At 60.8% G+C, this 24,095-nt stretch carries 22 protein-coding genes; 1 reads left to right on the top strand and 21 read right to left on the bottom strand.

Annotation, left to right across the window (positions count from 1 at the left end; genetic code table 11):
• Positions 1-4: 4 nt before the first annotated feature.
• The 14 genes from DWZ22_RS10390 to DWZ22_RS03605 form a co-directional block, all read right to left on the bottom strand.
• Positions 5-232: a hypothetical protein gene (locus tag DWZ22_RS10390; protein WP_233506705.1), complete on the bottom strand. Its 228-nt coding sequence runs from the start codon at positions 230-232 to the stop codon at positions 5-7.
• 31 nt (positions 233-263) lie between these two features.
• Positions 264-884 carry a histidine phosphatase family protein gene (locus DWZ22_RS03665; RefSeq protein WP_118405460.1) on the bottom strand — a complete coding sequence of 207 codons (621 nt, stop codon included), beginning with the start codon at positions 882-884 and terminating at the stop codon, positions 264-266.
• Positions 885-922: 38 nt separating this feature from the next.
• Positions 923-2,077 carry a cation diffusion facilitator family transporter gene (locus tag DWZ22_RS03660; protein WP_117854499.1) on the bottom strand — a complete coding sequence of 385 codons (1,155 nt, stop codon included), beginning with the start codon at positions 2,075-2,077 and terminating at the stop codon, positions 923-925.
• A 150-nt stretch (positions 2,078-2,227) separates the two neighbouring features.
• The gene (locus DWZ22_RS03655) at positions 2,228-3,442 is read right to left on the bottom strand and encodes a PTS transporter subunit EIIC (RefSeq protein WP_147352258.1); all 1,215 of its coding nucleotides are present in this window, start codon (positions 3,440-3,442) and stop codon (positions 2,228-2,230) included.
• Between the two features lie 40 nt (positions 3,443-3,482).
• Positions 3,483-5,201, bottom strand: coding sequence for an acetyl-CoA carboxylase, carboxyltransferase subunit beta (accD, locus tag DWZ22_RS03650; protein WP_233546435.1), 1,719 nt, complete (start codon positions 5,199-5,201; stop codon positions 3,483-3,485).
• On the bottom strand, positions 5,194-6,537 hold the full coding sequence (locus tag DWZ22_RS03645; RefSeq protein ID WP_055250229.1) for an acetyl/propionyl/methylcrotonyl-CoA carboxylase subunit alpha: 1,344 nt from the start codon (positions 6,535-6,537) through the stop codon (positions 5,194-5,196). Before DWZ22_RS03645 ends, accD begins: the two co-directional genes overlap by 8 nt.
• Positions 6,538-6,547: 10 nt before the next feature.
• A complete protein-coding gene (gene fabZ / locus DWZ22_RS03640; protein ID WP_118328197.1) occupies positions 6,548-6,970 on the bottom strand; it encodes a 3-hydroxyacyl-ACP dehydratase FabZ in 423 nt (140 codons plus the stop codon).
• Positions 6,971-6,979: 9 nt separating this feature from the next.
• Entirely contained in the window at positions 6,980-7,453 is a 474-nt protein-coding gene (accB, locus tag DWZ22_RS03635) for an acetyl-CoA carboxylase biotin carboxyl carrier protein (RefSeq protein WP_117862222.1), read from the bottom strand.
• Between the two features lie 3 nt (positions 7,454-7,456).
• Positions 7,457-8,704: a beta-ketoacyl-ACP synthase II gene (gene fabF / locus DWZ22_RS03630; RefSeq protein WP_117862223.1), complete on the bottom strand. Its 1,248-nt coding sequence runs from the start codon at positions 8,702-8,704 to the stop codon at positions 7,457-7,459.
• A gap of 39 nt (positions 8,705-8,743) precedes the next feature.
• The gene (gene fabG, locus DWZ22_RS03625) at positions 8,744-9,517 is read right to left on the bottom strand and encodes a 3-oxoacyl-[acyl-carrier-protein] reductase (protein ID WP_117862224.1); all 774 of its coding nucleotides are present in this window, start codon (positions 9,515-9,517) and stop codon (positions 8,744-8,746) included.
• Between the two features lie 30 nt (positions 9,518-9,547).
• Positions 9,548-10,474 carry an ACP S-malonyltransferase gene (locus DWZ22_RS03620; protein WP_117862225.1) on the bottom strand — a complete coding sequence of 309 codons (927 nt, stop codon included), beginning with the start codon at positions 10,472-10,474 and terminating at the stop codon, positions 9,548-9,550.
• Positions 10,462-11,406 carry an enoyl-[acyl-carrier-protein] reductase FabK gene (gene fabK / locus DWZ22_RS03615; RefSeq protein ID WP_117862226.1) on the bottom strand — a complete coding sequence of 315 codons (945 nt, stop codon included), beginning with the start codon at positions 11,404-11,406 and terminating at the stop codon, positions 10,462-10,464. Before fabK ends, DWZ22_RS03620 begins: the two co-directional genes overlap by 13 nt.
• Before the next feature lie 2 nt (positions 11,407-11,408).
• The gene (locus tag DWZ22_RS03610) at positions 11,409-11,645 is read right to left on the bottom strand and encodes an acyl carrier protein (protein WP_055285196.1); all 237 of its coding nucleotides are present in this window, start codon (positions 11,643-11,645) and stop codon (positions 11,409-11,411) included.
• A 52-nt stretch (positions 11,646-11,697) separates the two neighbouring features.
• A complete protein-coding gene (locus DWZ22_RS03605) occupies positions 11,698-12,657 on the bottom strand; it encodes a 3-oxoacyl-ACP synthase III family protein (protein WP_117862227.1) in 960 nt (319 codons plus the stop codon).
• A gap of 176 nt (positions 12,658-12,833) precedes the next feature.
• On the opposite strand from DWZ22_RS03605, the gene DWZ22_RS03600 reads away from it, so the two are divergent.
• A complete protein-coding gene (locus DWZ22_RS03600) occupies positions 12,834-13,610 on the top strand; it encodes a biotin--[acetyl-CoA-carboxylase] ligase (protein ID WP_158566083.1) in 777 nt (258 codons plus the stop codon).
• 116 nt (positions 13,611-13,726) lie between these two features.
• On the opposite strand, the gene rpsJ is transcribed toward DWZ22_RS03600, so the two are convergent.
• The 7 genes from rpsJ to DWZ22_RS03565 all read right to left on the bottom strand — a co-directional run bounded on the left by rpsJ (position 13,727) and on the right by DWZ22_RS03565 (position 24,091).
• Positions 13,727-14,035: a 30S ribosomal protein S10 gene (rpsJ, locus tag DWZ22_RS03595; protein ID WP_022094184.1), complete on the bottom strand. Its 309-nt coding sequence runs from the start codon at positions 14,033-14,035 to the stop codon at positions 13,727-13,729.
• Between the two features lie 60 nt (positions 14,036-14,095).
• Positions 14,096-16,195, bottom strand: a complete 2,100-nt coding sequence (gene fusA / locus DWZ22_RS03590) for an elongation factor G (RefSeq protein ID WP_022094183.1) — start codon at positions 16,193-16,195, stop codon at positions 14,096-14,098.
• Between the two features lie 19 nt (positions 16,196-16,214).
• A complete protein-coding gene (gene rpsG, locus DWZ22_RS03585; protein WP_006235013.1) occupies positions 16,215-16,688 on the bottom strand; it encodes a 30S ribosomal protein S7 in 474 nt (157 codons plus the stop codon).
• 74 nt (positions 16,689-16,762) lie between these two features.
• Complete coding sequence (rpsL, locus tag DWZ22_RS03580) at positions 16,763-17,140, bottom strand: 30S ribosomal protein S12 (protein ID WP_006235012.1); 378 nt, start codon at positions 17,138-17,140, stop codon at positions 16,763-16,765.
• A 544-nt stretch (positions 17,141-17,684) separates the two neighbouring features.
• Complete coding sequence (locus DWZ22_RS03575) at positions 17,685-18,761, bottom strand: DUF4179 domain-containing protein (protein ID WP_118405455.1); 1,077 nt, start codon at positions 18,759-18,761, stop codon at positions 17,685-17,687.
• Positions 18,712-19,230 carry an RNA polymerase sigma factor gene (locus tag DWZ22_RS03570; protein WP_118405479.1) on the bottom strand — a complete coding sequence of 173 codons (519 nt, stop codon included), beginning with the start codon at positions 19,228-19,230 and terminating at the stop codon, positions 18,712-18,714. The genes DWZ22_RS03575 and DWZ22_RS03570 overlap by 50 nt, the downstream gene beginning before the upstream one ends.
• A gap of 385 nt (positions 19,231-19,615) precedes the next feature.
• On the bottom strand, positions 19,616-24,091 hold the full coding sequence (locus DWZ22_RS03565) for a DNA-directed RNA polymerase subunit beta' (RefSeq protein WP_199583439.1): 4,476 nt from the start codon (positions 24,089-24,091) through the stop codon (positions 19,616-19,618).
• Positions 24,092-24,095 lie beyond the last annotated feature (4 nt).

Here is a 24,095-nt window from a genome sequence, read left to right as displayed (position 1 = left end):
GCAGCTACTTCTCAGTGTAGACGCTCTCGCCACCGAGATAGGTCTCGACGAGGGATAGGTCGGGGTTGAGGACGACAACCTCACCCACGTAATCGGAGGTGCCGGCACCGGTGAGCACCACATTGAGGCGACCGTCGCCCATGGCGCGGGCGTCGGCCAGGAACGCCTCGACGGCCTCAAGGTTATCCTTGTAGATGTTCAGCGTGTCAAGCCAAAGCTCGGGAGACGACACGTTGATGCCTGCTTAACTCTGCTCGCTCAGGCTAAAGACTTTGTTGAGGATCGATGATCTGCTGCAAGGTGAACTTACATTGGGACGTGTCGCATTCTTCTTGCGAATCCTCAAAATCAAAGATCATGATGGCGCAGTTGGGGAGTTTTGTTGGGAGCTCGAAGCCCTCTGGGGCTGCAGCCTTGATGAATTGGCGGCTGGCGCTGCCGTGGCTTACTGCTAGGAGGGTTTCGATACCATCGGCGCCCATGATATTGGTGAGGGTGTCCACCATGCGCTCTTGCAACGCGCGGCTTCCTTCTCCTCCGAAGGGGACCAGGTCCTCGCCCGGATCCCAGACGTCGGTGGGGAGGGCATCGTGGGGACCTTCTTCGAAGGTGCCGTAGCAGCGCTCGATGATGCCTTCGCAGGGCTCGACAGCGGCGTCCGGACCGAGGAGTTCGGTAGCAACGAGCTGAGCTGTGTCCATGGCTCGGCCCAAGGGCGAAGAGACCACTTTGTCGGGAACGACGTTGTGGGCTTTGAGCCACGCGGCTGCCACCCGTGCCTGCTGACGGCCCAGGCCGGTCAGCGGTGAATCGCAGCGGCCCTGGACCAGCTTTTTGACGTTGAACTCCGTCTGACCGTGGCGGAGTAGGTATAGGCGCTTCATGCTCTCCCCTTCTGCATAACTTGCTTTGCCGGCGCGGCCTACTCGTGGGTATGGCCTACGTAGTCTTCGTCGATCGTAATCTTGGCAATCGACTTGGGATATTCCGATTCGACCCGTTGTGCCAGCGCGTGTTTTACGTCTTCGGCACTCATCTGCAGATCCGAGGGACGCACGCAGTCAAAGATCACGTTGGTGTGCGTAGGACCCGGCACACAGCGAAGGTCGTGAATCGAAAGGCGGTTATCGATCTGTTGGGCCATGGCGTTAATGCGTAAACGCATGCTCGCCACCTTTGGATCGTCGGTCACGATGGGGTCGTAATGGAGCGTGACAATCATGCCGTCTTCGTTCCTAAACGCCTGCTCAATATTGTCGAGCGTGTCGTGGCTTTCCAGCGGGCTGGCCTCGGCCGCCATCTCTGCGTGAGCGCTTGCGAACTTCCTGCCCGGGCCGTAGTCGTGAACCATCAGATCGTGAACGCCCAAAACACCGGGATAGCTCATGATCTTATCTCGAATGTGCTTGACCAGCTTAGGATCGGGCGTCTGGCCCAAAAGCGGGCTCACCGTATCCTGGATGAGTTCAAAACCGCTCCAGCCAATATAGGCGCCAACGGCAAGGCCGACCCATGCGTCAAGATTGATGTGCGTCACCTGCGAAACAATTGCGCACGCCAGCACGGCGCCCGTAGCAAGGACATCGTTCTTGGAATCCTGGGCGGTCGCATGCAGCGTCTCGGACTCAATGCGATCGCCGAGCTTTTGGTTGAGGGTCGCCATCCAGAGCTTTACGACCATCGAAAGCACGAGAACTGCCACCAGGGCAAGCGAGAACTCGACAGGTTCGGGGTGGATGACGCGCTCAACTGAGGACTTCACCAGCTCAACGCCAATCAGCAGCACGAGCGCCGCCACGACCAGACCCGAGAGATACTCGTAGCGACCGTGGCCGTAAGGATGCTCGGGGTCGGCCGGCTTGCTCGCCAGCTTAAAGCCAAGGACACTCACGATGTTCGAGCTGGCATCGGATAGGTTGTTCATGGCATCCGCCACAATCGAAACCGATCCCGAAACCACACCAATGGCACCCTTTGCAGCACAAAGCGCCACATTGGCGACAATACACACCATGCCCGCTAACGTGCCCACACGTGCACGATCGCCCTGCGCGCGCTTAACAATCCACTCGACCATCTGCATCCGCCCCCACGGTACTACTTATATATCTATTGCTTGACCGGATTGTAGTGTAGCCACTTTGTCCCCCAGATACAAAAAGGCCGCAGCCCACACGGGCCGCGGCCTTGGAACACGACAAAGGGATCGTCCTTTTGTCGCACAGGTTTATGCGCTTACTTCAGCAGCGCTCGCCACTGTTTCGGGCGAATCGGCTCCGTCCCCCGTCGCCTGCCCCTTCGCCGGCGCCACGCCAAAGCAGTAGCTCAGCGCCGCAGACACCGCAAATGCCGTGCCGCCGGCAACGCAGCACCACAGCAGGTTCGAGATGCCGCCCGTGGCAAAGCCAATGACCATGAGGACATTCGTCATGCCGATGGTATAGGCCGTAACGTGGCCCACGGCTGCAACAAGGCCTCCGACGGCGCCGCCAATGGCCATGCACGTCAGGCACCTGCCATATTTAAAGCCGCAACCGTACAGCGCCGGCTCGCTTACGCCGCCAAGCACGCCCGAGATTGAATAGCCCAGCATGAGCGCCTTCTCGTCCTTATCCGCAACGCGGAGCGACGCGCCAAAAGGCATGCCCCAAACGGCGAACGTTGCCATCGTCGCGGCGATCAGGATGCACGAATCCGTTCCCACACTCATAAACTGCGCATAGGCGAGCGATAGGACAACGTTGCTGACACCCGCGATCTTAAGGAACTCCCAGCCCGCGGCAAGCCCCATGAGCGTGAGCAGCGACACGATGCCACCGGAATTGCCAAGCATAAACATAAGCTGGCCCAACAACATGCCCAAATAGCTGCCCGCCGGCGCCGTAATACACAGCGAAACCGGAACCATGACAAGCATGGTCGCAAACGGAACGAACGAAAACGCCACGGCCTTAGGGATAACGCGCCGAAAGAAACACTCCACTCGCCAAAGCACGGGCACCGAGATGAGAACCGGAATAACAGTCGTCGTGTAATCGTTGACCGGCGCGGGAAGCAGGCCATACACGGAAGTCATCGATGCCCCCGTCGTCGATGCGGCATCGACGAGCTTAAGCAGATCGGGCGCAATCAATACGCCGCCCAGCATCATGCCCAGCTGCTCCGAGCAACCGAGCTGGCGGGCGGCCGCCCAACCAAGATAAATGGGCAAAAAGTAGTAGCCGGCGTTATAGAGCCAACTGTAGAACAGACGATAGATTTCGGAATCGGCAGACCATAGGCCCAGCATGCCTTCGCCCATAATGACGGCGACGGTGCGGAACAACGCCGCGCAGACAATAAACGGCAGCGCCGACATCATGCTTTTGGACAGATAGTCCACCACGGCCATGGCGTTTGATGAAACCGTCGTTGTAAACGAGGTGTTAGAAACTTGTGACACAGGAACCCTTTCCCAATGTGACATGCGGACTGTCCCTTTGTCACATCGTGCGGTACTGACCGATTGCGCGGTACTTTTCGTAGCGGAGGTTTGTGAGGGTCGCGTCGTCGAGCTGCCCAAGCGTATCGAAGGCATCAAATGCCGAGGATATGACGGCACCGGCGATCTCCTCATGCGACAGGCCCCTATCGTCAACAATGCCGTCGATGATGCCGAGCGCCAACAGATCGGGGGCCGTGAGCTTAAGCGCCTCGGCGGCCTCATTCGCGCGCTCGGTATCCTTCCACAGGATCGATGCACAGGCCTCGGGGCTCACGACCGAATAGGCCGAGCTCGAGAGCATCAGGATGCGGTCGGCCACGGACAGCGCCAGCGCGCCACCAGAGCCACCCTCGCCTGTCACCACCGAGACAATCGGCGTCTTAAGGCCGCTCATCTCCATGAGATTCTGGGCAATCGCCTCGCCCTGGCCGCGCTCCTCGGCACCGATGCCGCAAAACGCGCCCGAAGTATCGACCAGGCACAGAACCGGTCGACCAAACTTTTCGGCCTGGCGCATAAGGCGACGCGCTTTGCGGTAGCCCTCGGGATGCGCCATGCCAAAGTTGCGGCGCATGCGCTCTTTGGTCGTGGTGCCGCGCTCGATAGCGATAACCGTCACGGGACGTCCGTCTTTCCAGCCAATGCCACCCACCACGGCGGCGTCGTCACCAAAGTAACGGTCGCCGTGCAGCTCCACAAATCCATCCAGGCCCAGCGAGATCATCTCACCTGCCGTGGCGCGATCTGCCGAGCGGGTCTGCTTGACAATCTCGAGCGCGGTTTTTGGTGCCGCCGAGCGCTTAAACAAGTGTCCCAGCTTTTTGCCGCGGCGACCTGTATGCACGATCTCGTGCGGAGCCCCCAGACCAGGCGCGCGCCCTTCGTGCAGCGCCAGCAGCTCGCCTACCGTGAGCGCAATCTCGCCACGCGGAACAACGGCATCGCAAAAGCCGTGCTCCAGCAAAAACTCGGAGCGCTGGAATCCCTTGGGCAGGCGCTTGTGCATGTTCTGCTCGATCACGCGCGGGCCGGCAAATGCCGTCAGGGCATCGGGCTCGGCCAGGATAATGTCGCCCTCCATGGCAAAGCTCGCGGTTACACCTCCGGTCGTGGGATCGGTTAGCACCGTGATATACAGGCCGCCCGCCTCGCTGTGGCGCCTAACCGCCGCAGAAATCTTGGCCATCTGCATGAGCGAGGTCACGCCCTCCTGCATGCGGGCGCCGCCCGATACGGTAAAGCCAACGACCGGCAGCCCCAACTCGGCCGCGCGCTCAAAGACACGACAGATCTTCTCGCCCACCACGGAGCCCATTGAGCCCATCATAAAGTTGGCATCCATAAAGAAGAGCGCGGTATCGCAGCCGCAGATTTTGCCCCTGCCGCACACAACGGCATCGCGCTCGCCCGAACGCTCGCTCACGCTCTTAAGCTTGTCGGCATAACCGGGAAACGAGAGGAAGTCCTTCGACGCCAGATTGGCATCCCATTCCTCAAAGGTACCCGCGTCGACCGTCATGCGCATGCGCGCGCGACCGCTCACGCGAAAGTGTTTGCCGCAACGAGGGCAGACCTCCAGGTTGTCGTGCAGGCGCGCCTCATCGATCACGCGGCGGCACTCCGGACACTTGATAAACACGTGGCGCGCGGGGAACTCGGCGCACGACTCGGTTATCGGCCCCTCGAGGACGTTGACCGTCTTCGCTTTTCTATTCATCAGCATAGAGATGCCCCATCAGATCGGTGTGGTACATGCCCGACAAAAACTCGTCGTTTGCCAGCACGTCGAGCTGAAGCTCGCTATTTTCGCTCACGCCCTCAATCACGAGCTCGCCCAGGGCCGAGCGCATCTTGCGAATGGCACCGTCACGCGTGGGCGCGCACACGATGAGCTTGCCGAGCATGGAGTCGTAGTACGGCGGAACGTTCGCTCCGGTAAACATGGCGGAATCCCAGCGCACGCGCGGACCACCCGGCACACGCAACGCGGTGACCGTTCCGCATGACGGCAGAAAGTCCGGCGTTTCGGCATTGATGCGGCACTCCATGGCGTGGTTGCGCACCGGCATGTCCTCCTGCTCAAAGGGCAGAGGCTGGCCGGCTGCCACGCGCAGCTGCCACTTGACCAAGTCGGTATCGGTCACAAACTCCGTAACCGGATGCTCAACCTGCAGGCGCGTGTTCATTTCCATAAAGTAGAAATTGCCGTCGTCCGAGTACAGAAACTCGATGGTGCCAGCGCCCTCATAACCGACGGCACGAGCCAAGTCGCGCGCCGCCTTGTGCATGCGCGCGCGAATATCATCGCGTCCGTCGAGGCACGGCGCGGGGCTCTCCTCGATCAGCTTTTGGTTGCGGCGCTGCACCGAGCACTCGCGCTCGCCGAGCGAAAACACATGGCCCTGCTTATCGGCCATAATCTGCACCTCGACGTGATGCGCCGGCGCGACGAACTTCTCCATGTAGCACTCGCCGTCGCCAAAAACGGCCTCGCCCTCGGCACGTGCTTCAATAAAGGCCTTTGCCGCATCTTCCACGCGCTCGACCTTGCGAATACCGCGACCGCCGCCGCCCGCGCGCGCCTTGATGAGCACGGGGCAGCCGATGCGCTCGGCCTCGGCCGTCGCCTCCTCGGGGCTTTTGAGCAAATCGCAGCCCGGCACGATGGGCACGCCCGCCGCGGCAGCCGTTCGACGCGCGGCGTCCTTGTCGCCCATACTGTCGATGACCTCGGCCGAGGGACCAACAAACGCCAGACCGTACTTGTCGCAGTCGCGCACGAAGCTCGCCTTCTCGGAAAAGAAACCGTAGCCAGGATGGATCGCCTTTGCTCCCGACTTTACGGCACAGGTGAGCACGGCATCGTCGTTGAGGTAGCTCTCGGCAAGACGCGGGCCGCCGATGCAATACGCCTCGTCGGCAAGCTGCACGTGTAGCGCGTCCGCATCGGCCGTGGAATAAACGGCGACGGTCTTGATGCCCATATCGCGGCACGCGCGGATAACACGGACCGCGACTTCGCCGCGGTTGGCGATGAGCACTTTGTCGAACATGAAGCCTTCCTTAACTTTCGTGCATGAGTGCAAAAGACATATCGGCGCGGCAGCAAACCTCACCGTTGACGCTCGCGGTACCCGTCGCAAAGCGGAACGGCCCGCGCGCACGCGTGATGGAGCACACCAGATCCACCGTGTCGCCCGGGCGCACCGGACGCTTAAAGCGCACCTTGTCCAGACTCGTGTAGAACGGCGTCGCGCCGCTCGCCTCCTCATCGCCCATCAGCAGCACGCAGCAGTTCTGGGCGAGCATCTCGCACTGAATCACGCCGGGGACGACCGGGTTTCCCGGAAAATGCCCCTGCAAAAAGTACTCGTCGCCCGTAATCGTGATCTTGCCGTGGGCCTCGTCGCCCACCAGCTCGGCTTCGTCGAGCAAAAGCATCGGCTCGCGATGCGGCAACAGCTTCTTGAGCTCTTCTTTGTTCATGGATATCACCTATCCGATCCTCATAAGACAGCTGCCGAACTCCACGAGGTCGCCGTCGGCCACGCAGATCTCAAGCACCTCGCCATCCGCCTCGGCCGTCACCTCGTTGAGAACCTTCATGGCCTCGATGATGCAGAGGGTCTCGCCGGCCTTGACCTTGGAGCCCACGTGCACAAACGGCTCGTCGCCCGGCGCTGGGGCAGCATAGAAAACGCCGACCATGGGAGCAGTCACCTCGGTGCCCTTAGGCTCCGGCGCGGCGGCAGGTGTCTGCGCGGCGGGTTCCGGTGCGGCAGGCGCGACTGTGGGAGCTGTAACTTGAGCGGCCATGGCACTCGGCACGGGCATGGGCACGGCAACCGGCTGCGCCGCACTCGCGCGCTCGAGCTCGACCGCGGTGCCATCGGGCTCCTCAACACGCACGCGCGTGAGGCCGCGGTCCTCCATAACATCGGCTATCTCGGCAAGTCTTTTGGAATCCATGCTCTAGCTCCTTGCATATCTACGCAGCGCGATGGCGGCGTTGTGCCCGCCAAAGCCCAGGTTGGTCGAAAGCGCCCAGGTAAGGTCGGCGCGAACCGCACGATTAGGCGTGTAATCAAGATCGCAGGCGGGATCGGGCGTGTGGTAGTTAATGGTCGGGGGCACCACGCCCTGCTCGAGCGCCATGGCACAGGCCATGACCTCGATGGCCCCCGTGGCACCGATCATGTGCCCCGTCATCGACTTGGTCGACGAGACGTGCGCGGCGCGTGCCGCGTCCTCGCCGAGTGCACGCTTAATGCCCGCCGTCTCGGACGAATCGTTGAGTTTAGTCGAGGTGCCGTGAGCGTTGATGTAGAGGCCCTCGGAAGGCTTAACGTCGCCCTCGGCCACCGCCAGCGATATCGCACGGGCAATGCCGGCAGCCTCGGGATCGGGGCTCGTGATGTGATAGGCATCATCGGTGTTGCCGTAGCCCACGACCTCGGCATAAATGTGCGCACCGCGCGCCTGCGCATGTTCCATGCTCTCGAGCACGAGCACGCAGGCGCCCTCGCCCATCACAAAGCCGTCGCGATTCGCATCGAACGGACGACAAGCCGTCGCAGGATCGGGATTGGTAGTGAGTGCACGGCAGGACGTAAAGCCCGCAACGGCATCGGGGATGATGGCCGCCTCGGCACCGCCGGCGAGAATCGCATCGGCATAGCCATGCTTGATGGCGCGGAACGCCTCGCCCACGGCATGGGCCGAGGTCGCGCACGCGGTCACCACGGGCAGGGTCGGGCCTTTTGCCTTGTGGCGGATCGCGATATTGCCCGAAGCCATATTGGGGATCATCATCGCAATCATGTAAGGCGATGCGCGGCGGGGCCCACGGTCGGCAATCGTATGGACGTTGTCGACAAGCGTCTGCATGCCGCCCACGCCTGAACCCACGTAGACGCCCAGGCGCTCGCGATCGATGGCGCCTTCGACATCAAAGCCCGCATCGTGCATGGCCTCGTCCGACGCCGCCAGTGCAAACTGAACACAGGGGTCTAAGTGCTTGGCATCGTGCTTGCCAAAGTAGTCGTTGCCGTCAAAGCCCTTGACCTCGGCCGCCACCTTGACGGCAAACGCATCCGTATCGAAGTGCGTAATCGGGCCGATGCCACAGGTCCCGGCACACATGGCCGCCCAGGTGGCAAGCGCGGTGTTGCCAAGCGGCGACACGGCACCGATGCCGGTGATTACAACTCTCTGTTCCATCATGCTCTCCTCATCCAAGCCGTTCTTCGGCCCTGGTTTCTACATCGCCATTCCGCCGTCGACGCGCACGACCTCACCCGTAATGTAGGCAGCCGCATCACTCGCCAAAAAGCGCACCACGCCGGCCACTTCCTCGGGGCGTGCCATGCGCTTAAGGGGAATCTGTTCCTCGGTTGCCGCACGCACCTTCTCCGAGAGCTTTGCCGTCATATCTGTCTCGACAAACCCGGGAGCGACCGCATTAACCCTCACGCCGCGGGGCGCAAGCTCGCGTGCCACCGCCTTGGTAAGCCCTATCACGCCCGCCTTGGAGGCAGCGTAGTTGGCTTGCCCGGCATTGCCCATTAGGCCCACGACCGAGCTCATGTTGATGACGCAACCGCCGCGCTGACGCATAAAGGTCTTGGTGAGCGCGCGCGTCGTGTTGAACGTGCCCTTGAGATTGACATCGAGCACGCGGTCGAAGGCATCGTCGCCCATACGCATGAGCAGGCCATCGCGGGTGATGCCGGCGTTGTTGACAAGCGCCCAAATGGAGCCAAAGTCGTTGAGGACCGTCTCCACGCACGCGTTGACGGCATCGGGCTCGGCCACGTCACATTGATATGCGCGCGCCGTGGCGCCAGCCGCCTCGCAGGCTTCGCACGTCTCACGCGCCGCATCGACGCCGCCGGCATAGATGACGGCGATATCAAAGCCGTCCTCCGCCAGGCCCACGGCACAAGCGCGACCGATACCGCGCGAGGCGCCCGTGACCAGCGCCACGCGACGCGAGTCGATGCGCTCGAGCGCGCCGTTGTTCAAGTTGCCCATGTCATTCCTTTCGGGTTACAGCCCTATGGGCTATGCGAGCTCGTTGGCAATAGCTGCGACCTGTTCTGCCGTTTCGCACGAATACACGCGAACGTCGCTCAACGTACGCTTGACCAAGCCGGACAGCGTTTTGCCAGGGCCGACCTCAATAAACGTATCGATGCCTTGATCCTGCAGAGCATGCAGCGTGTCGACCCAGCGCACGGCATGACTCACCTGGTTGGCAAGCATCTCCGCTGCCGCCTGCGGGTCGGCCGGATAGGGCGCCGCTGTCATATTTGCCATAACAGGAATGAGCAGCGGGGACGGCGCGTGACCGGCCTCGATATATGCAGCAAGGCCACAGGTCGCCTCGGCCATATAGGGGCTATGGAATGCACCCGACACCGCGACCTTCATGGCGCGACCGCCAGCCTCTTTCACTAGAACGTCGAGCTCCTGCAGCGCCTCGGGCGCTCCGGCCACAACCGTCTGCTGGGGGCTGTTGTAGTTGACCGGCCAGCAGTCCTCGCCGGCCTGTTTTGCCAAGCCCTCGACCTGCGCCGCATCGAGTTTGATGACGGCGCGCATGCCGCCGGGGTGACGCTCGGCCGCCGTGGCCATCAATGCCGCGCGCTCACATACGAGCTCAAAACCCGCTCGCGTATCGAATGCCCCCGCAAAGGTGAGTGCAGCGACCTCGCCCAGCGAGAATCCCGCACAGGCGGCAGGCACCACGCCGCGCTCGCGCAGGGCGACGGCGACAGCCAAGTCGTGCACGAACACGCAAGGCTGCGTGTTCTCGGTCTGCGAGAGCTCCTCCTTGGAGGCGCTCCGGCACTGCTCGCTGGTCCCCGGGCGCACCTCGTCGGCAATGGCGAACACCTCGGCAGCCGCCGGCGATGCTTCGATGAGGTCGACGCCCATCGCGGGGTGCTGGGCACCCTGACCGGCAAACAGAAACGCTACGCTACCCATGCGGACGCACCCTTCAGGACATGCTCGGCGCCGCCGACCAGATCGTCGACGATTTCGCGAGCGCTCTGGCGCTCGTTGACCATGCCGGCAATCTGTCCGCACAAATACGAACCCTCTTCGTAATTACCGTCCTTTGCCGCCTTGCGAAGCGCACCCGTGCCCATGGCCCCGAGCTCCTCGGGACTTGCGCCCGCCGCCTCGTTCTTGGCATACGCGTTGGTGAAGGGGCTCTTGAGGGCACGAACCGGATGTCCCGTCGAGCGACCGGTCGCGCGCGTCGACGTGTCGCCTGCCTTGAGCACCAGCTCTTTGTACTGTTCGGATACGGTGCACTCGTTTGCGACCAGAAAGCGTGTTCCCACCTGGACGCCGGCAGCGCCGAGCATAAAGGCGGCCGCCACACCGCGGCCATCGGCGATACCGCCAGCCGCGACCACGGGAATATCGACCGCATCGACAACCTGCGGCACCAGTGCCATCGTCGAGGTCTCGCCAATATGGCCGCCTGATTCGGTGCCTTCGGCAACCACGGCGGTGGCCCCGCGACGCGCCACGAGACGCGCCAGCGCCACCGAGGCAACGACCGGGATGACCTTGATGCCCGCCTCGTTCCACGCCTTCATGTACTTGGTGGGATTGCCGGCGCCGGTCACCACAACGGGCACCCGCTCATCAATCACCACTTGTGCGACCTCGTCGACAAACGGGCTCATGAGCATAACGTTGACGCCAAAGGGCTTATCCGTCTTGGCGCGCAGCTCGTGAATCTGATCGCGCAGCCAGTTGGCATCGGCATTCATGGCCGCGATAATGCCTAAGCCGCCCGCCTCGGACACGGCCGATGCCAGCGAGGCGTCAGCAATCCAGGCCATGCCGCCCTGGAACACAGGCTTTTCGATGCCGAGCAGATCGCAGAGAGGAGACTTGAGCATCACTACTTCTCCAATGCCGCCTCGACCGTATCGACGAACTCGCCGACCGTCTTGGGGTTCTCCTCGGTATCGAGCTCAATGCCAAACTCGTCCTCGACGGCAACGAGGATCTCGACGGTACCCAGGCTGTCGAGGCCAATCTCCTCGAGCGTGGACTCGGGCTTCATCTCGACATCGTCAAGGCCGGCGGTCTCGCGGATAACGTCGCAAACGCGCTCGAAGGTCTTCTGATCTGCCATGGTAGTTCTCCTTTGTTTGTGCCCCAGGGGCGTTTTCATTTCCTATGTGCAGCTACTTCCAGCGAAGTAGATAGCCACCTACATCCAAGCCGGCGCCAAATCCAACGAGGGCGATGGTGTCGCCCGCATTCAGTGCGTTGGTGCGCGCCAGCCGATCAAGCGCAAAGGGAATGCAGGCGCTCGAGATGTTGCCGGTTTCACGCAACGTTCGGACCACACAGTCGTCCGGCACACCTAAGCGCTTGACCGCCTGGCTCAGGATTCGTTCGTTAGCCTGATGGAATACAAAATGATCGATGTCTTCGACCGCAATGCTCGCATCGCTCGCAAGCTTATGGACCATGTCGCAGATGGCATTGACGCCGAACTTGAACACACGACGACCGTTCATGGACAGCACGCTTTCGCGGTCCTGCGCTGTCTTATACGGCGAGGAGCCCGCCAATCCGGGGACGCGCAGTGTTTCGACGTCAGGCGACGTCGAAAGCTCAACGGCGAGGGGATTCTCTACCCCAGCCTCTATGACCGCAGCACCCGCGCCATCACCAAAGAGCACGCACGTGGCACGGTCGGTCCAGTCGAGCGCGCGCGTCATCTGCTCGGCAGCAACGATAAGCACGCGCCTGGCACGACCGCGGGCGATATAGCCCTCGGCGACATCGAGCGCAAATACGAAGCCGGCACAAGCCGCCGAAACGTCGAAGGCAGGACATGTGGCACCCAGGCGCTCAGCAACGGCGCACGCTTCGGCGGGAACGAGATGATCGCCCGTCGTCGTCGAACAGACGATAAGATCCAGCTGACTCGCATCGATTCCGGACGTCTGGAGCGCTTGCTCGCTCGCTGCCACGGCAAGGTCGTCGAGCGACTCGGTGGTGCACACATGGCGGCTCTTGATGCCCGTGCGGGTAAAAATCCACTCATCCGAGGTATCGAGGAACTCGGACAGCTCGTCATTGGAAACTCTGCGCTTGGGAAGCGCCGAGCCCGTTCCCAGTATCGTGAAACCCATCGCTCACCTCCTTTGAGTTGTTGACGTGTTTACATCGACCAAGAGAGGATAGCGCATTCTTCGCTTTGTTGACGTGTTAACATTAAATTGTCCAAATGCGACAAAGGCTTCACATTGTGTCTATCTCTCAACACCATTGCGTCATTCACTTATTCATTAAGGAGGTAGCAGCCGCTATGGATGCCCAATTAACGATAGTCGACGTAACCGGATCGACCAACGATGACCTGCTCGAGGCAGGAAAACAGGGAGCGCCGCACGGCACGGGGCTTGCCGCCCGCGCGCAAACGGCAGGACGCGGCCGACGCGGCCACAAGTGGGATTCAACCGCCGGCAACCTGTTGCTCTCGATTGTCCTACGTCCTCGTGTTAATCCCGCCAAGTACTCTGGCCTTGCCGCCGTCAGCGGCCTAGCGGTGCTCGAGGCGCTCGAGGCGCAAGGTCTTGCTAACGAGATCGGCCTCAAATGGCCCAACGACCTCGTCGCACGAGGACATAAGCTCGGCGGCATCTTGGTCGAGGCGGCTCGTGACAACGAGGGCAAGCCCATTGCCGTCTGCGGCATTGGCGTCAATGTGAACTATGTGCCCTCGGAGGTTCCCGATGGCGGCCTGCCGGCAATCGGTCTGTCAGACCTCAACGAGAATGTTCCCACCGTCGATGTCCTACTCAAGGAGGTCTATCACACCGTCGTAAACGCTGTGGACGCGTGGGCAGATCTGCTCAACGCCATGGAAGAAGACGCTGGTCCGATCGCGCCCGTCCACGATGATTATGTCGCTCATCTCAATTGGATTGGGGAGCAAGTTATCGCCCGTTCCCCTGCCGGTGACGAGCTGGCACGTGGCATCTTTCAAACGGTCGATACCTTTGGTCGCGCGTGCATCGAGACGGAAGACGGCTTGCGATCCTTCCATTTTGAGGAGGCATCGCTGCGTTCCATGGGTAAATAAGGCGCCACAGCCACCCGCTCGACAGCATTACCCGGTCCCCCAAGGCCATCATGCAAAACAAAAGAGCCCCGCTACCGTAATGGCAGCGGGGCTCTGTAAGCTATGAGCGATATCGCTTAGAGCTTGATGTCGATGTCGACGCCAGCGGGGAGGTCGAGACGCATGAGCGAATCAACAGTGCCCGAGGTGGGGTCGAGGATGTCGATGAGGCGCTTGTGGGTGCGCATCTCGAACTGCTCACGGGAGTCCTTGTTCACGTGCGGCGAGCGGATAACCGTGTACAGGTTGCGCTCGGTGGGCAGGGGGACAGGACCGGAAACGCGAGCGCCGGTCTTCTGAGCGGTCTCGACGATGAGCTTCGCGGACTGATCGACGACCTCGTGATCATAGCCCTTGAGGCGAATGCGGATCTTCTGGGTAGCCAACTTAAACCTCCAAAGAGTGCGAGAGATGTTCTCGCGGATTACGTAACAGGGAGCTCGAACTTAGGCGTTCTTGCTCATGACCTCGTCCACGATGGACTTGGGCGCGGGCTCATAAGAGTCGAACTGCATCGTGTAGGATGCACGGCCCTGGGTCTGGGAGCGAAGGTCGGTAGCGTAACCGAACATCTCGCCCAGCGGCACCTTGGCACGGATGAGCTTGCTGTTCTTGCGATCCTCCATGCCCTCGATCTTGCCGCGGCGACCGGAGAGGTTGCCCATAACGTCGCCCATGTACTGCTCGGGGGTCTCGACCTCGACAGCCATGATCGGCTCGAGCAGCTGCGGATCGGACTTCTTGAGGGCGTCCTTGATAGCCATGGAACCGGCGATCTTAAAGGCGGCCTCGGAGGAGTCGACCTCGTGGTAAGAACCGTCGAACAGGGTGACCTTGACGTCGAGGACCGGGAAGCCGGCGATAACACCGGTGTTCAGGGCCTCCTGGATGCCCTTGTCGATGGACGGGATGTACTCCTTGGGCACGACGCCGCCGACGATAGCGTTGACGAACTCGTAGCCGAAGCCCTCCTCCATCTTCTCGAGCTTGATGACGGCGTGGCCGTACTGACCGCGACCACCGGACTGACGGACGAACTTGCCCTCAGCCTTCTCGACGTCGTGACCAGCGGTCTCGCGGTAGGCAACCTGGGGCTTACCAACGTTAGCGTCAACCTTGAACTCACGGAGCAGACGGTCGACGATGATCTCGAGGTGCAGCTCGCCCATGCCGGCGATGATGGTCTGGCCGGTCTCGTGGTTGGTGGACACCTGGAAGGTCGGGTCCTCCTCGGCGAGCTTGGTCAGAGCCAGGGACATCTTGTCCTGCTCGGCCTTGGTCTTGGGCTCAATGGCAACGTCGATAACGGGCTTAGCGAACTCGATCTTCTCGAGGACGATCTCCTTGCCCTCGGCGCACAGGGTGTCACCGGTGGTGGAGTTCTTGAAGCCGACGCAAGCGACGATGTCGCCGGCGGCAGCGTCGTCACGGTCGATACGCTCGGCGGCGTTCATCTCGAGAATGCGGCCGAGGCGCTCGCGCTGACCGTTGGAAGCGTTGACCACGTAGGAGCCGGACTCAGCGCGGCCGGAGTAAACGCGGACGTAGGTGAGCTTACCGACGAACGGGTCGGTCATGATCTTGAAGACCAGGCCGGAGAAGGGCTCGTCGAAGGAAGGATGACGCTGGATCTCCTCGCCGGTGTCCGGATCGGTACCGGTGACGGCCTCAACGTCGAGCGGGCTGGGCAGGTAGTCGACGACAGCGTCGAGCAGCTCCTGGACGCCCTTGTTCTTGTAGGCGGAGCCCACGAAGACGAGGTTAAGCTCGTTGGCCAGAACACCCTTGCGCAGAGCAGCCTTGAGCTCCTCGACGGTGAAGTCCTCCTCCATGAGGATCTTCTCCATGAGCTCGTCGTCAAAGCTGGCAGCAGCGTCGAGGAGCTCCTCGCGCTTGGTGGCAGCGATGTCGGCAAACTCAGCCGGGATCTCGTCCATCGGCTCGGGGTAGGTCATGCCCTTCTCGTCGGCCTTGAAGTCCCATGCAGTCATGGTGACGAGGTCGATGACGCCCCAGAAGTTGTCCTCGGCGCCCATCGGGACCTGAGCGGCCACGGCGTTAGCGTCGAGACGATCCTTCATGGTCTCGATAGCGTTGAAGAAGTCAGCGCCCACGCGGTCATACTTGTTGATGAAGGCGATGCGGGGGACGTTGAAGGTGGAAGCCTGACGCCAAACGGTCTCAGACTGGGGCTGAACGCCGGCAACGGCGTCGAAGACGGCGACAGCACCATCGAGGACGCGCAGGCAGCGCTCGACCTCGGCGGTGAAGTCAACGTGGCCCGGGGTGTCGATGATCTGGATGCGGTAGTCCTTACCGTCCTTGTTCCAGAAGCACGTGGTAGCAGCGGAGGTAATGGTTACGCCGCGCTCCTGCTCCTGAACCATCCAGTCCATGGTGGCAGCGCCCTCATGAACCTCACCGATCTTGTGGGTCTTACCGGTGTAGTAAAGAATACGCTCGGTCGTGGTGGTCTTACCGGCATCGATGTGGGCCATGATGCCGATGTTACGGGTATCGGAAAGCTTGTACTTAGGCTTAGCCATGTTAGTTCCTTACCTTAACTTACCAACGATAGTGAGAGAACGCGCGGTTGGCCTCGGCCATCTTGAAGACGTCCTCACGCTTCTTGACGGAAGCGCCCAGGCCGTTGGAAGCGTCGAGGATCTCATTGGCGAGACGCTCGGCCATGGTCTTCTCCTTGCGAGCGCGGGAGAAGTTGACGATCCAGCGGATACCCAGAGCGGTGGAACGACGGGAGTTAACCTCCATCGGGACCTGATAGGTAGCGCCACCGACACGCTTGGGCTTAACCTCGAGCGTGGGCTTGACGTTGTCCATAGCCTTCTTGAAGGTAGCGAGAGCGTCGCCACCCTCGGACTTCTCGGCAACGATCTCGAAAGCGGTGTAAACGATGCGCTCAGCGGTGGCCTTCTTGCCGTCAAGAAGGACCTTGTTGATGAGCTGAGTCACCAGGCGGTTGTTGTAAACGGCGTCAGGCTGAACCTCACGACGATTAGCTGCTGCACGACGCGGCATGTGAAATCTCCTTAAGTGTCTACCGTGCGGCGCTCAAGACGGCACACGGCGAAAGTATCAAAACGTTATCTGGCTTATTTAGCCTTGGGGCGCTTAGCACCGTACTTGGAACGGGCCTGCATACGGTTCTGGACCGGAGCAGCGTCGTAGGCGCCACGGATGACGTGATAACGGACACCAGGGAGGTCACGGACACGACCGCCGCGGACGAGCACGATGGAGTGCTCCTGCAGGTTGTGGCCCTCACCCGGGATGTAAGCAGTAACTTCGATGCCGTTGACAAGGCGAACACGGGCAACCTTACGAAGAGCCGAGTTCGGCTTCTTGGGGCTCGTGGTGAAGACGCGGGTGCACACGCCGCGCTTCTGGGAGTTGTGCTGCAGAGCAGCGTTCTTGGACTTCTTGGGCACGGAACGACGGCCCTGGCGAACCAGCTGGTTAATAGTAGGCAAAGCGTACTCCTTCTCGAATGATTCCAGCTTTCTGTAAAGTGCAACGGCTTGAATCGAGGGGTCAGCATCCCCCTACGAAACACGCAGTTCGATAGGATACGTGCCGTAAGCTGTGCCGTCAACAGACCACGCCGCCGGGCGTATCCCAAAATTGGCACATTTCCGCAAAGCCTACACAAAAGGAATCCCCTCCTGTGCGCGGGGGCGGATTCCCGGCCCGGGCGGCACAGGGGTTAAGTTTGCTGCTCTACAGTCCTGGCTCGCACGGAGGCCACATTAAGTGGCCTCCGGCTCGTGCGGAACTCGCGACAAACTTAACCCCAGCGCCGCCCGGCCCGGAAATCCGACGTGCTCGTCGGGGCAACGTTACCTGCCAAAAAGGGACAGGTTTATTTTGGTCGGTTTTATCTGGGAAAACGCCGCTCTTCACGGTGATCCGCATCCATTTGCCACGTTCTTCCGAGAATCAGACAAATAGCGTTCAATCTAACCGTCCATATAACGCAAAATAGGCCGCTTTCCCTCTTGGGAAGCGGCCTAGACCTTACGAATAGACGATGGTAAAGGGTACTTTCGTTTCGGTCTCCCCCGTTGATGTGCACCTCGTTCCCTCAAGGGTTACCGATACAACCTGATCGACATTGATGAGCCTTGTCGGAACCCAGATGTTCTCTCCGCTATTGCGTCCCATCGAAACATAGAAATTGTACGCCCCTGCGTCGTCATCTTCGATAATCTGCTCTGACCCATCCTTGTAGGTGACGGTCAGTTTATGATCAACTGCTTCATAGCCCAGATCATCGATGTGCGTCTGGATGGAAAACGGACTGATCTCGAGAGGCGAGTCATCGGAGCGGAGTTCTTTTGTATCGACGTGCGCTCCGACGTTAAACTCTGGCGTCGATACCTCGATCACCTTCGCATCCTCACCTTTGCCCTCCGTCCAACTGATATTCCAGGTGACCGCATGTCGTAAATCTCGATCGCGATTCCAAGATGCAAAGTACATCGTGCCGTTAATGACCGTGTCGCTTGATGTGTCTTTATCAATGGTGCAGCGTGTATCAGCCCATTCCTCGCCGAAGTTCATGCTGGGTGTACTGACGCCCCCTTCTTCTTCACCATAGAGAACAAGTTCGCCAAGCTCTGCCGCCGGCCTGTAGTAGTTAACGCCATTCGGATTGGACAATGTAAACGTCACAGCACCGCAACCGTTCTCGTCGATTGCCATCTCATGAATGTCGAGCGTATAGCCGTTGCCCTCGACGGACAGATTGACCTTCTGGACTGCACCCTCCAGGCTTTGGGGCGCGATACCATCACCAAACTCTCTGGTGTAGGTATATTTCGTCCCCGACGAGCCGCCATTTGTCCAGGTAACGGACTCTCCGTTGCCATGGTTTCCCCAGGCAGAGGCAAAATAACTGGAATTGACAACAGCGTAGGCGACCCCTCCGGTCGCCAGCACTCCGGCAAGACATCCGATTACGGCAACATACAGAGGCTTCGCGTGACCCTTTCGGCGAAGCGGCTCACCAGCAGCGGCATAAAGAACACGGTCAGCAAGATCGCTATCGGCTTGGACGGACTCGAAGGCCTGCTTGATTTGATTGGATTTCACGGTCGCCCTCCTCTAGGATGAACTTGAGCTTCGATCTGCCGCGAGCCAAACGCGTCCGAACAGTCGCGGCTGGCACATGCAATAACTCGGCAATCTCTGAGGTCGAAAAGCCCAGATAGTAATAGAGCATGATGGGAACACGGAATCGTTCCGGAAGTCGCATAACGTCTGACAGGACCGCCTTGGTCTCCTCCTGCGCCGTCGAAAGCGAATCGGCCAGGTTCTCAATATCCTCCACACGCCTCCATGGCTTTCGAAAGAGAGATTTGCATTCATTGATCGTGACCCGGATAAGCCAGCGGCGAAGATGTTCCCAACTTTCAAAGTGTCCATCGCTTTTAAGCAACTTAAGAAAGACATCTTGGGCAATATCGTCGGCATCGGCGCGATCGCGCAGGTACGTCAAGGCGATCCGAAACACGACATCACGGTGGTCTTCAACCGCCTGTCTAAAAGCTTGTTCTTCCATAATCACCTCCCGGTGACGCTGATGGTTCTTGATGAGGTCCTCACCATAGATACGCTTTGGCCGAACGAAATGTTTCAAATCCAAGCAGGAAAAACCTACCAAAATAAACCTGTCCCTTATTGGCAAAAGGAATCCCCTTCTGTGCGCGGGGGCGGATTCCCGGAACGGGCGGCCCGCTGTTTAAGTTTGCTGCTCTACAGTCCTGCACAAGACGGAAAGCACATTAAGTGCTTTCCTTTGCGTGCGGAACTCGCGACAAACTTTAACAGCGGGCCGCCCGTTCCGGGAATCCGACGTGCTCGTCGGGGCAACGTTCCTCACCAAAAAAGACCCGCTCCCCTGTTGGGAAGCGGGTCTTTGGAAGGGCGGTTAACGTACTAGGAAATTATTCCTCGTCGTTGTCCTTGGCCTCTTCGGCGTCGTCGGTGTCCACGAGCTGGTTGAGCAGCTCGTCGAGGGACGCCATGTCCTCGTTGATCGCGCCGTTGGCGGGAGCCTTCTTGTCGTCGATCGGGGCGCCCAGGAGCTCCTCGTCGGCGTCGGCGTGATGCGTCGGAGCGGAGGTACCCAGCAGGATATCGTCCGGACCGTCGGGGCTAAAGACCATCTGCAGCAGCTGCGAGAGGTCTTCCTCGTCGGCAACGTCGTCGTTGTTCTCGAGGATGTAGAGCAGGTCGTGGGCCTCCAGGCCGTCACGGAGCTCCTCGATCGCCTTAGCACCGATACCATCGATGCGCAGCAGATCCTCCTCGGACTTGCCGACCAGGTCGCCGACCGTCTCGATGCCAACCTCGCTGAACTTGTTGGTCCAACGCTGCGACACGCCCAGGTCGTCGAACAGGTACAGGCGAGCCTTCTCGGCGGAGATGGTATGGCCGTTGCGGGTGAACGAACCGTCAGCACCACCGAACTCGTCGTAGCCGGCCCAGTCGAGCTGCTGCGGGAGCTGCTCGTCCAGGTCCTTGAGCTCCACAGGAGCCCACTCGGGCAGCGACTTGGCGTTGGGCGAAGCCGGGCCGTCGATGTCCACGTAGCCGTCGGCCGTGCGATACGTCAGCTTGGCGTTGGCGTACGGCTTGAGGCCGGTACCAGCCGGGATCTTCTTACCGACGATGACGTTGGACTTAAGGTCGAGCAGGTGGTCGACCTTGCCCTCGATGGCAGCCTCGGTAAGGACGCCAGCGGTACGGATGAACGAAGCGCTCGACAGCCAGGAGTCGATGTTGGACGCGACCTTGAGCGTACCCAGGATGACGGGCTCGGCCACGGGAGCCTGACCGCCCAGGCGGGCAACGCGCTCAACCTCGTCGGCGAACTCATAGCGGTCGACGTACTGACCAAGCAGGTACTTGGAGTCGCCGGGGTTGGTAATTTGAACGCGACGCAGCATCTGACGTGCGAGCACCTCGATGTGCTTGTCGTTCAGGTCGACGCCCTGGCTGGTGTAGACGTCTTTGACGCTCTCGACGAAGGTGTGCATCGTCGACTCGATGTCGGTCAGCTTGCGCAGGTTGCGGAAGTTGACGAAGCCCTTGGTGATCTGGTCGCCGGCGCGAACCTCGCAGCCGTCCTCGATCTCGGGCATGAAGCGCACCGAAGCGGGGACGCGACGCTCGTCGAGAACACGGGTGTGATCCTCGGAGTCGGTGAGCGTCAGCACGTACTCGGACTTCTCGGGCTTAATCGAGAGGTGGCCGGAGTACGGAGCCAGCTCGGCCTCGCGACCCAGAATCTTCTCGTTGACGTTGCCGACGATATCGAACATACGGCTGACCGTAGGCAGACCCTGCGTAATATCGTCGACGCCAGCGACGCCGCCGGAGTGAATGGTACGCATCGTAAGCTGCGTACCGGGCTCGCCGATGGACTGGGCGGCAATAATGCCAACGGCAGTACCGATGGCGACCGGACGACGGGTGGAAAGATCCCAACCGTAGCACTTCTGGCACACGCCGTACTTGGAGCGGCAGGTGAGCAGCGCGCGGAGCTTGACCTTCTTGAGGCCCGCATCGACCATCTTCTGGATGTCGGCAACCTTCTCGATGTAGCCGTCCTGCTCAAAGAGCACGGTGCCATCGGGAGCCACGACGTCCTGGATGAAGCAACGGCCGACGAGGTCGGTGTTGAGGTCGGTGGTGCCGGGGATGATGAGGTTGTAGGTAACGCCCTCGTGCGTACCGCAGTCCTCCTCGCGGACGATGACGTCCTGGGCCACGTCGACCAGACGACGGGTCAGGTAACCAGAGTCCGAGGTGTGGGATGCGGTATCGACCAGGCCCTTACGGGCGCCGTAAGTCGAAATGAAGTACTCGAGTGGCAGCAGGCCCTCGCGGAAGTTCGCCTTAATGGGAAGGTCGATCGTCTCGCCGGACATGTCTGCCATCAGGCCACGCATGCCGCCGAGCTGACGCAGCTGGGTCTTAGAACCACGAGCGCCGGAGTCGGCCATCATGTACAGCGGGTTCTCCTCGTCGAACATGTCGAGCATGAGCGCTGCAACCTTATCGGTACAAGCGGTCCACTCGTTAACGACTTCGATGTGGCGCTCCGTCTCGTTGATGAAGCCCTCCTCGAAGTACTCGTTGATCTGGTCGACGTTGGCCTGGGCGCGGTCGAGCAGCTCCTGCTTCTCGGCAGGGATGAGAGCGTCCCACACCGAGATGGTGAGGCCGGCGCGGGTAGCGTAGTGGAAGCCGGAGTACTTGATGGCGTCGAGGATCGGACCGACCTTGGCCTCGGGGTAGCGATCGCAGCAGTCTGCAACCAGCTTGGCCACGTCGCCCTTGACCATCTTGTAGTTCATGAACTCGTAGTCTTCGGGCAGGCACTGGCGGTTGAAGATGATGCGGCCGATAGAGGTCTCGAAGCGCGCGGTCTTGTTGCCGGTGACGTCGTAGTCGACGAACTCGTTCTTGCCGTTCTTAACGCGGAAGATACGGGTGCCGTCCTCGTTGATGACGTTGGCGTTCTCGGCGGACACGCGGACCTGAATCTTGGCCTGCATGTCGACCTCGGAGCGGCAGTCATAGGCGTGCAGCGCGTCGTCGAAGCTCGAGAACACGTGGTTCTCGCCCGGCAGGCCGTCGCGAACCTGGGTGAGGTAGTACACACCGATGATCATGTCCTGCGAGGGAATGTTGACCGGCTTGCCGGATGCCGGCGAGCGCAGGTTGTTCGCAGAGAGCATGAGCACGCGAGCCTCGGCCTGAGCCTGGCTGGACAGCGGCACGTGGACAGACATCTGGTCGCCGTCGAAGTCGGCGTTGAAGGGCGAGCAGACCAGCGGGTGCAGGTGGATAGCCTTGCCCTCGACCAGCACCGGCTCAAAGGCCTGGATGGACAGACGGTGCAGAGTCGGTGCACGGTTGAGCAGCACGACGCGGCCGTCGATGACCTCTTCGAGGATGTCCCACACAAAGGTGGCACCGCGGTCGATAGCGCGCTTGGCGCCCTTGATGTTCTCGACCTTGCCGAGCTCGACCAGGCGCTTCATTACGAAGGGCTTGAAGAGCTCCAGCGCCATGGTCTTAGGCAGACCGCACTGGTGCAGCAGCAGCTTGGGGTCGGTAACGATAACCGAACGGCCGGAGTAGTCGACACGCTTACCCAGCAGGTTCTGACGGAAACGACCCTGCTTGCCCTTGAGGGCCTCGGCGAGCGACTTGAGCGGGCGACCGCCACGGCCAGAGACCGGGCGACCACGACGGCCGTTGTCGAACAGGGCGTCCACGGACTCCTGGAGCATGCGCTTCTCGTTGTTCACGATGATCGCGGGGGCGTCCAGGTCGAGCAGGCGCTTGAGTCGGTTGTTACGGTTGATCACGCGACGATACAGGTCGTTGAGGTCGGACGCAGCGAAGCGGCCGCCGTCGAGCTGGACCATCGGGCGCAGATCGGGCGGAATGACCGGGATGACGTCCAGGATCATGTTCGCGGGGCTGTTGCCGCCCTTCAGGAAGGCGTCAACGACCTCGAGGCGCTTAACGGCCTTCTCGCGCTTCTGCTTCTGGGAATCCTCGTCGGCGATGATGGCCTTGAGCTTCTCGGCCTCGGAAGGAAGGTCGATGGCAGCGAGCAGGTCGCGGACGGCCTCGGCACCCATGCCACCCTTGAAGTACATGGAGTAGTAGCGGGTCATCTCGCGGAACAGCGGCTCATCGGAGATGAGGTCGCGCTCGGTGAGCTTCATGAAGGCGTTGAAGGCGTCCGTGCGGAGCTGCTTCTCGTCCTTGCGCTCTTCCTCGATGTCGACGATGCCAGAGGCGATCTCCTCGGGGGTCAGCGGTTCCTCGTCGGAGAACTCGTCAAAGTTCTCGGGGTCGCCCTGCTCCTTGAGGGACTCGATCTGGCGGGCGCACTCGGCATCGATCTCTTCCAGATCGGCAGCGAGCTCCTCGCGCAGGTCGTCGGCGTCGGCCTCGCGAGCCTCGTAGTCAACCTCGGTGATGATGTAGCTGGCAAAGTACAGAACCTTCTCGAGGTCCTTGGACTTGATGTCGAGCATACGGCTCATCGGGAAGCTCGTGGGGCTCTTGAAGTACCAGATGTGGGACACCGGAGCGGCGAGCTCGATGTGGCCCATGCGGTCGCGACGCACCTTGGCCGAGGTGACCTCGACGCCGCAGCGCTCGCAGACGATGCCCTTAAAGCGGATGCCCTTGTACTTGCCGCAGGAGCACTCCCAGTCCTTGGCGGGACCGAAGATCTTCTCGCAGAACAGGCCGTCCTTCTCGGGCTTGAGGGTACGGTAATTGATGGTCTCCGGCTTCTTGACCTCACCGTGCGACCAGGAACGGATCTGGTCGGCGGAGGCAAGGGAGATCTTTACCGAGTCAAAATCAGTAGCTTCGAAATCTGCCACAGTC

Source organism: Collinsella sp. AF31-11 (assembly GCF_003475605.1).
Taxonomy (GTDB): Bacteria; Actinomycetota; Coriobacteriia; order Coriobacteriales; family Coriobacteriaceae; genus Collinsella.
This window is presented reverse-complemented; position numbering and strand designations above follow the sequence as displayed.

Excerpts from the sequence above, each read along its gene's own strand:
- DWZ22_RS03665 (WP_118405460.1), bottom strand. The coding sequence starts at position 884 with ATGAAGCGCCTATACCTACTCCGCCACGGTCAGACGGAGTTCAACGTC.
- DWZ22_RS03660 (WP_117854499.1), bottom strand. The coding sequence starts at position 2,077 with ATGGTCGAGTGGATTGTTAAGCGCGCGCAGGGCGATCGTGCACGTGTG.
- accD (WP_233546435.1), bottom strand. The coding sequence starts at position 5,201 with ATGAATAGAAAAGCGAAGACGGTCAACGTCCTCGAGGGGCCGATAACC.
- DWZ22_RS03645 (WP_055250229.1), bottom strand. The coding sequence starts at position 6,537 with ATGTTCGACAAAGTGCTCATCGCCAACCGCGGCGAAGTCGCGGTCCGT.
- fabZ (WP_118328197.1), bottom strand. The coding sequence starts at position 6,970 with ATGAACAAAGAAGAGCTCAAGAAGCTGTTGCCGCATCGCGAGCCGATG.
- accB (WP_117862222.1), bottom strand. The coding sequence starts at position 7,453 with ATGGATTCCAAAAGACTTGCCGAGATAGCCGATGTTATGGAGGACCGC.
- fabF (WP_117862223.1), bottom strand. The coding sequence starts at position 8,704 with ATGGAACAGAGAGTTGTAATCACCGGCATCGGTGCCGTGTCGCCGCTT.
- fabG (WP_117862224.1), bottom strand. The coding sequence starts at position 9,517 with ATGGGCAACTTGAACAACGGCGCGCTCGAGCGCATCGACTCGCGTCGC.
- DWZ22_RS03620 (WP_117862225.1), bottom strand. The coding sequence starts at position 10,474 with ATGGGTAGCGTAGCGTTTCTGTTTGCCGGTCAGGGTGCCCAGCACCCC.
- fabK (WP_117862226.1), bottom strand. The coding sequence starts at position 11,406 with ATGCTCAAGTCTCCTCTCTGCGATCTGCTCGGCATCGAAAAGCCTGTG.
- DWZ22_RS03610 (WP_055285196.1), bottom strand. The coding sequence starts at position 11,645 with ATGGCAGATCAGAAGACCTTCGAGCGCGTTTGCGACGTTATCCGCGAG.
- DWZ22_RS03605 (WP_117862227.1), bottom strand. The coding sequence starts at position 12,657 with ATGGGTTTCACGATACTGGGAACGGGCTCGGCGCTTCCCAAGCGCAGA.
- DWZ22_RS03600 (WP_158566083.1), top strand. The coding sequence starts at position 12,834 with ATGGATGCCCAATTAACGATAGTCGACGTAACCGGATCGACCAACGAT.
- fusA (WP_022094183.1), bottom strand. The coding sequence starts at position 16,195 with ATGGCTAAGCCTAAGTACAAGCTTTCCGATACCCGTAACATCGGCATC.
- rpsG (WP_006235013.1), bottom strand. The coding sequence starts at position 16,688 with ATGCCGCGTCGTGCAGCAGCTAATCGTCGTGAGGTTCAGCCTGACGCC.
- DWZ22_RS03570 (WP_118405479.1), bottom strand. The coding sequence starts at position 19,230 with ATGGAAGAACAAGCTTTTAGACAGGCGGTTGAAGACCACCGTGATGTC.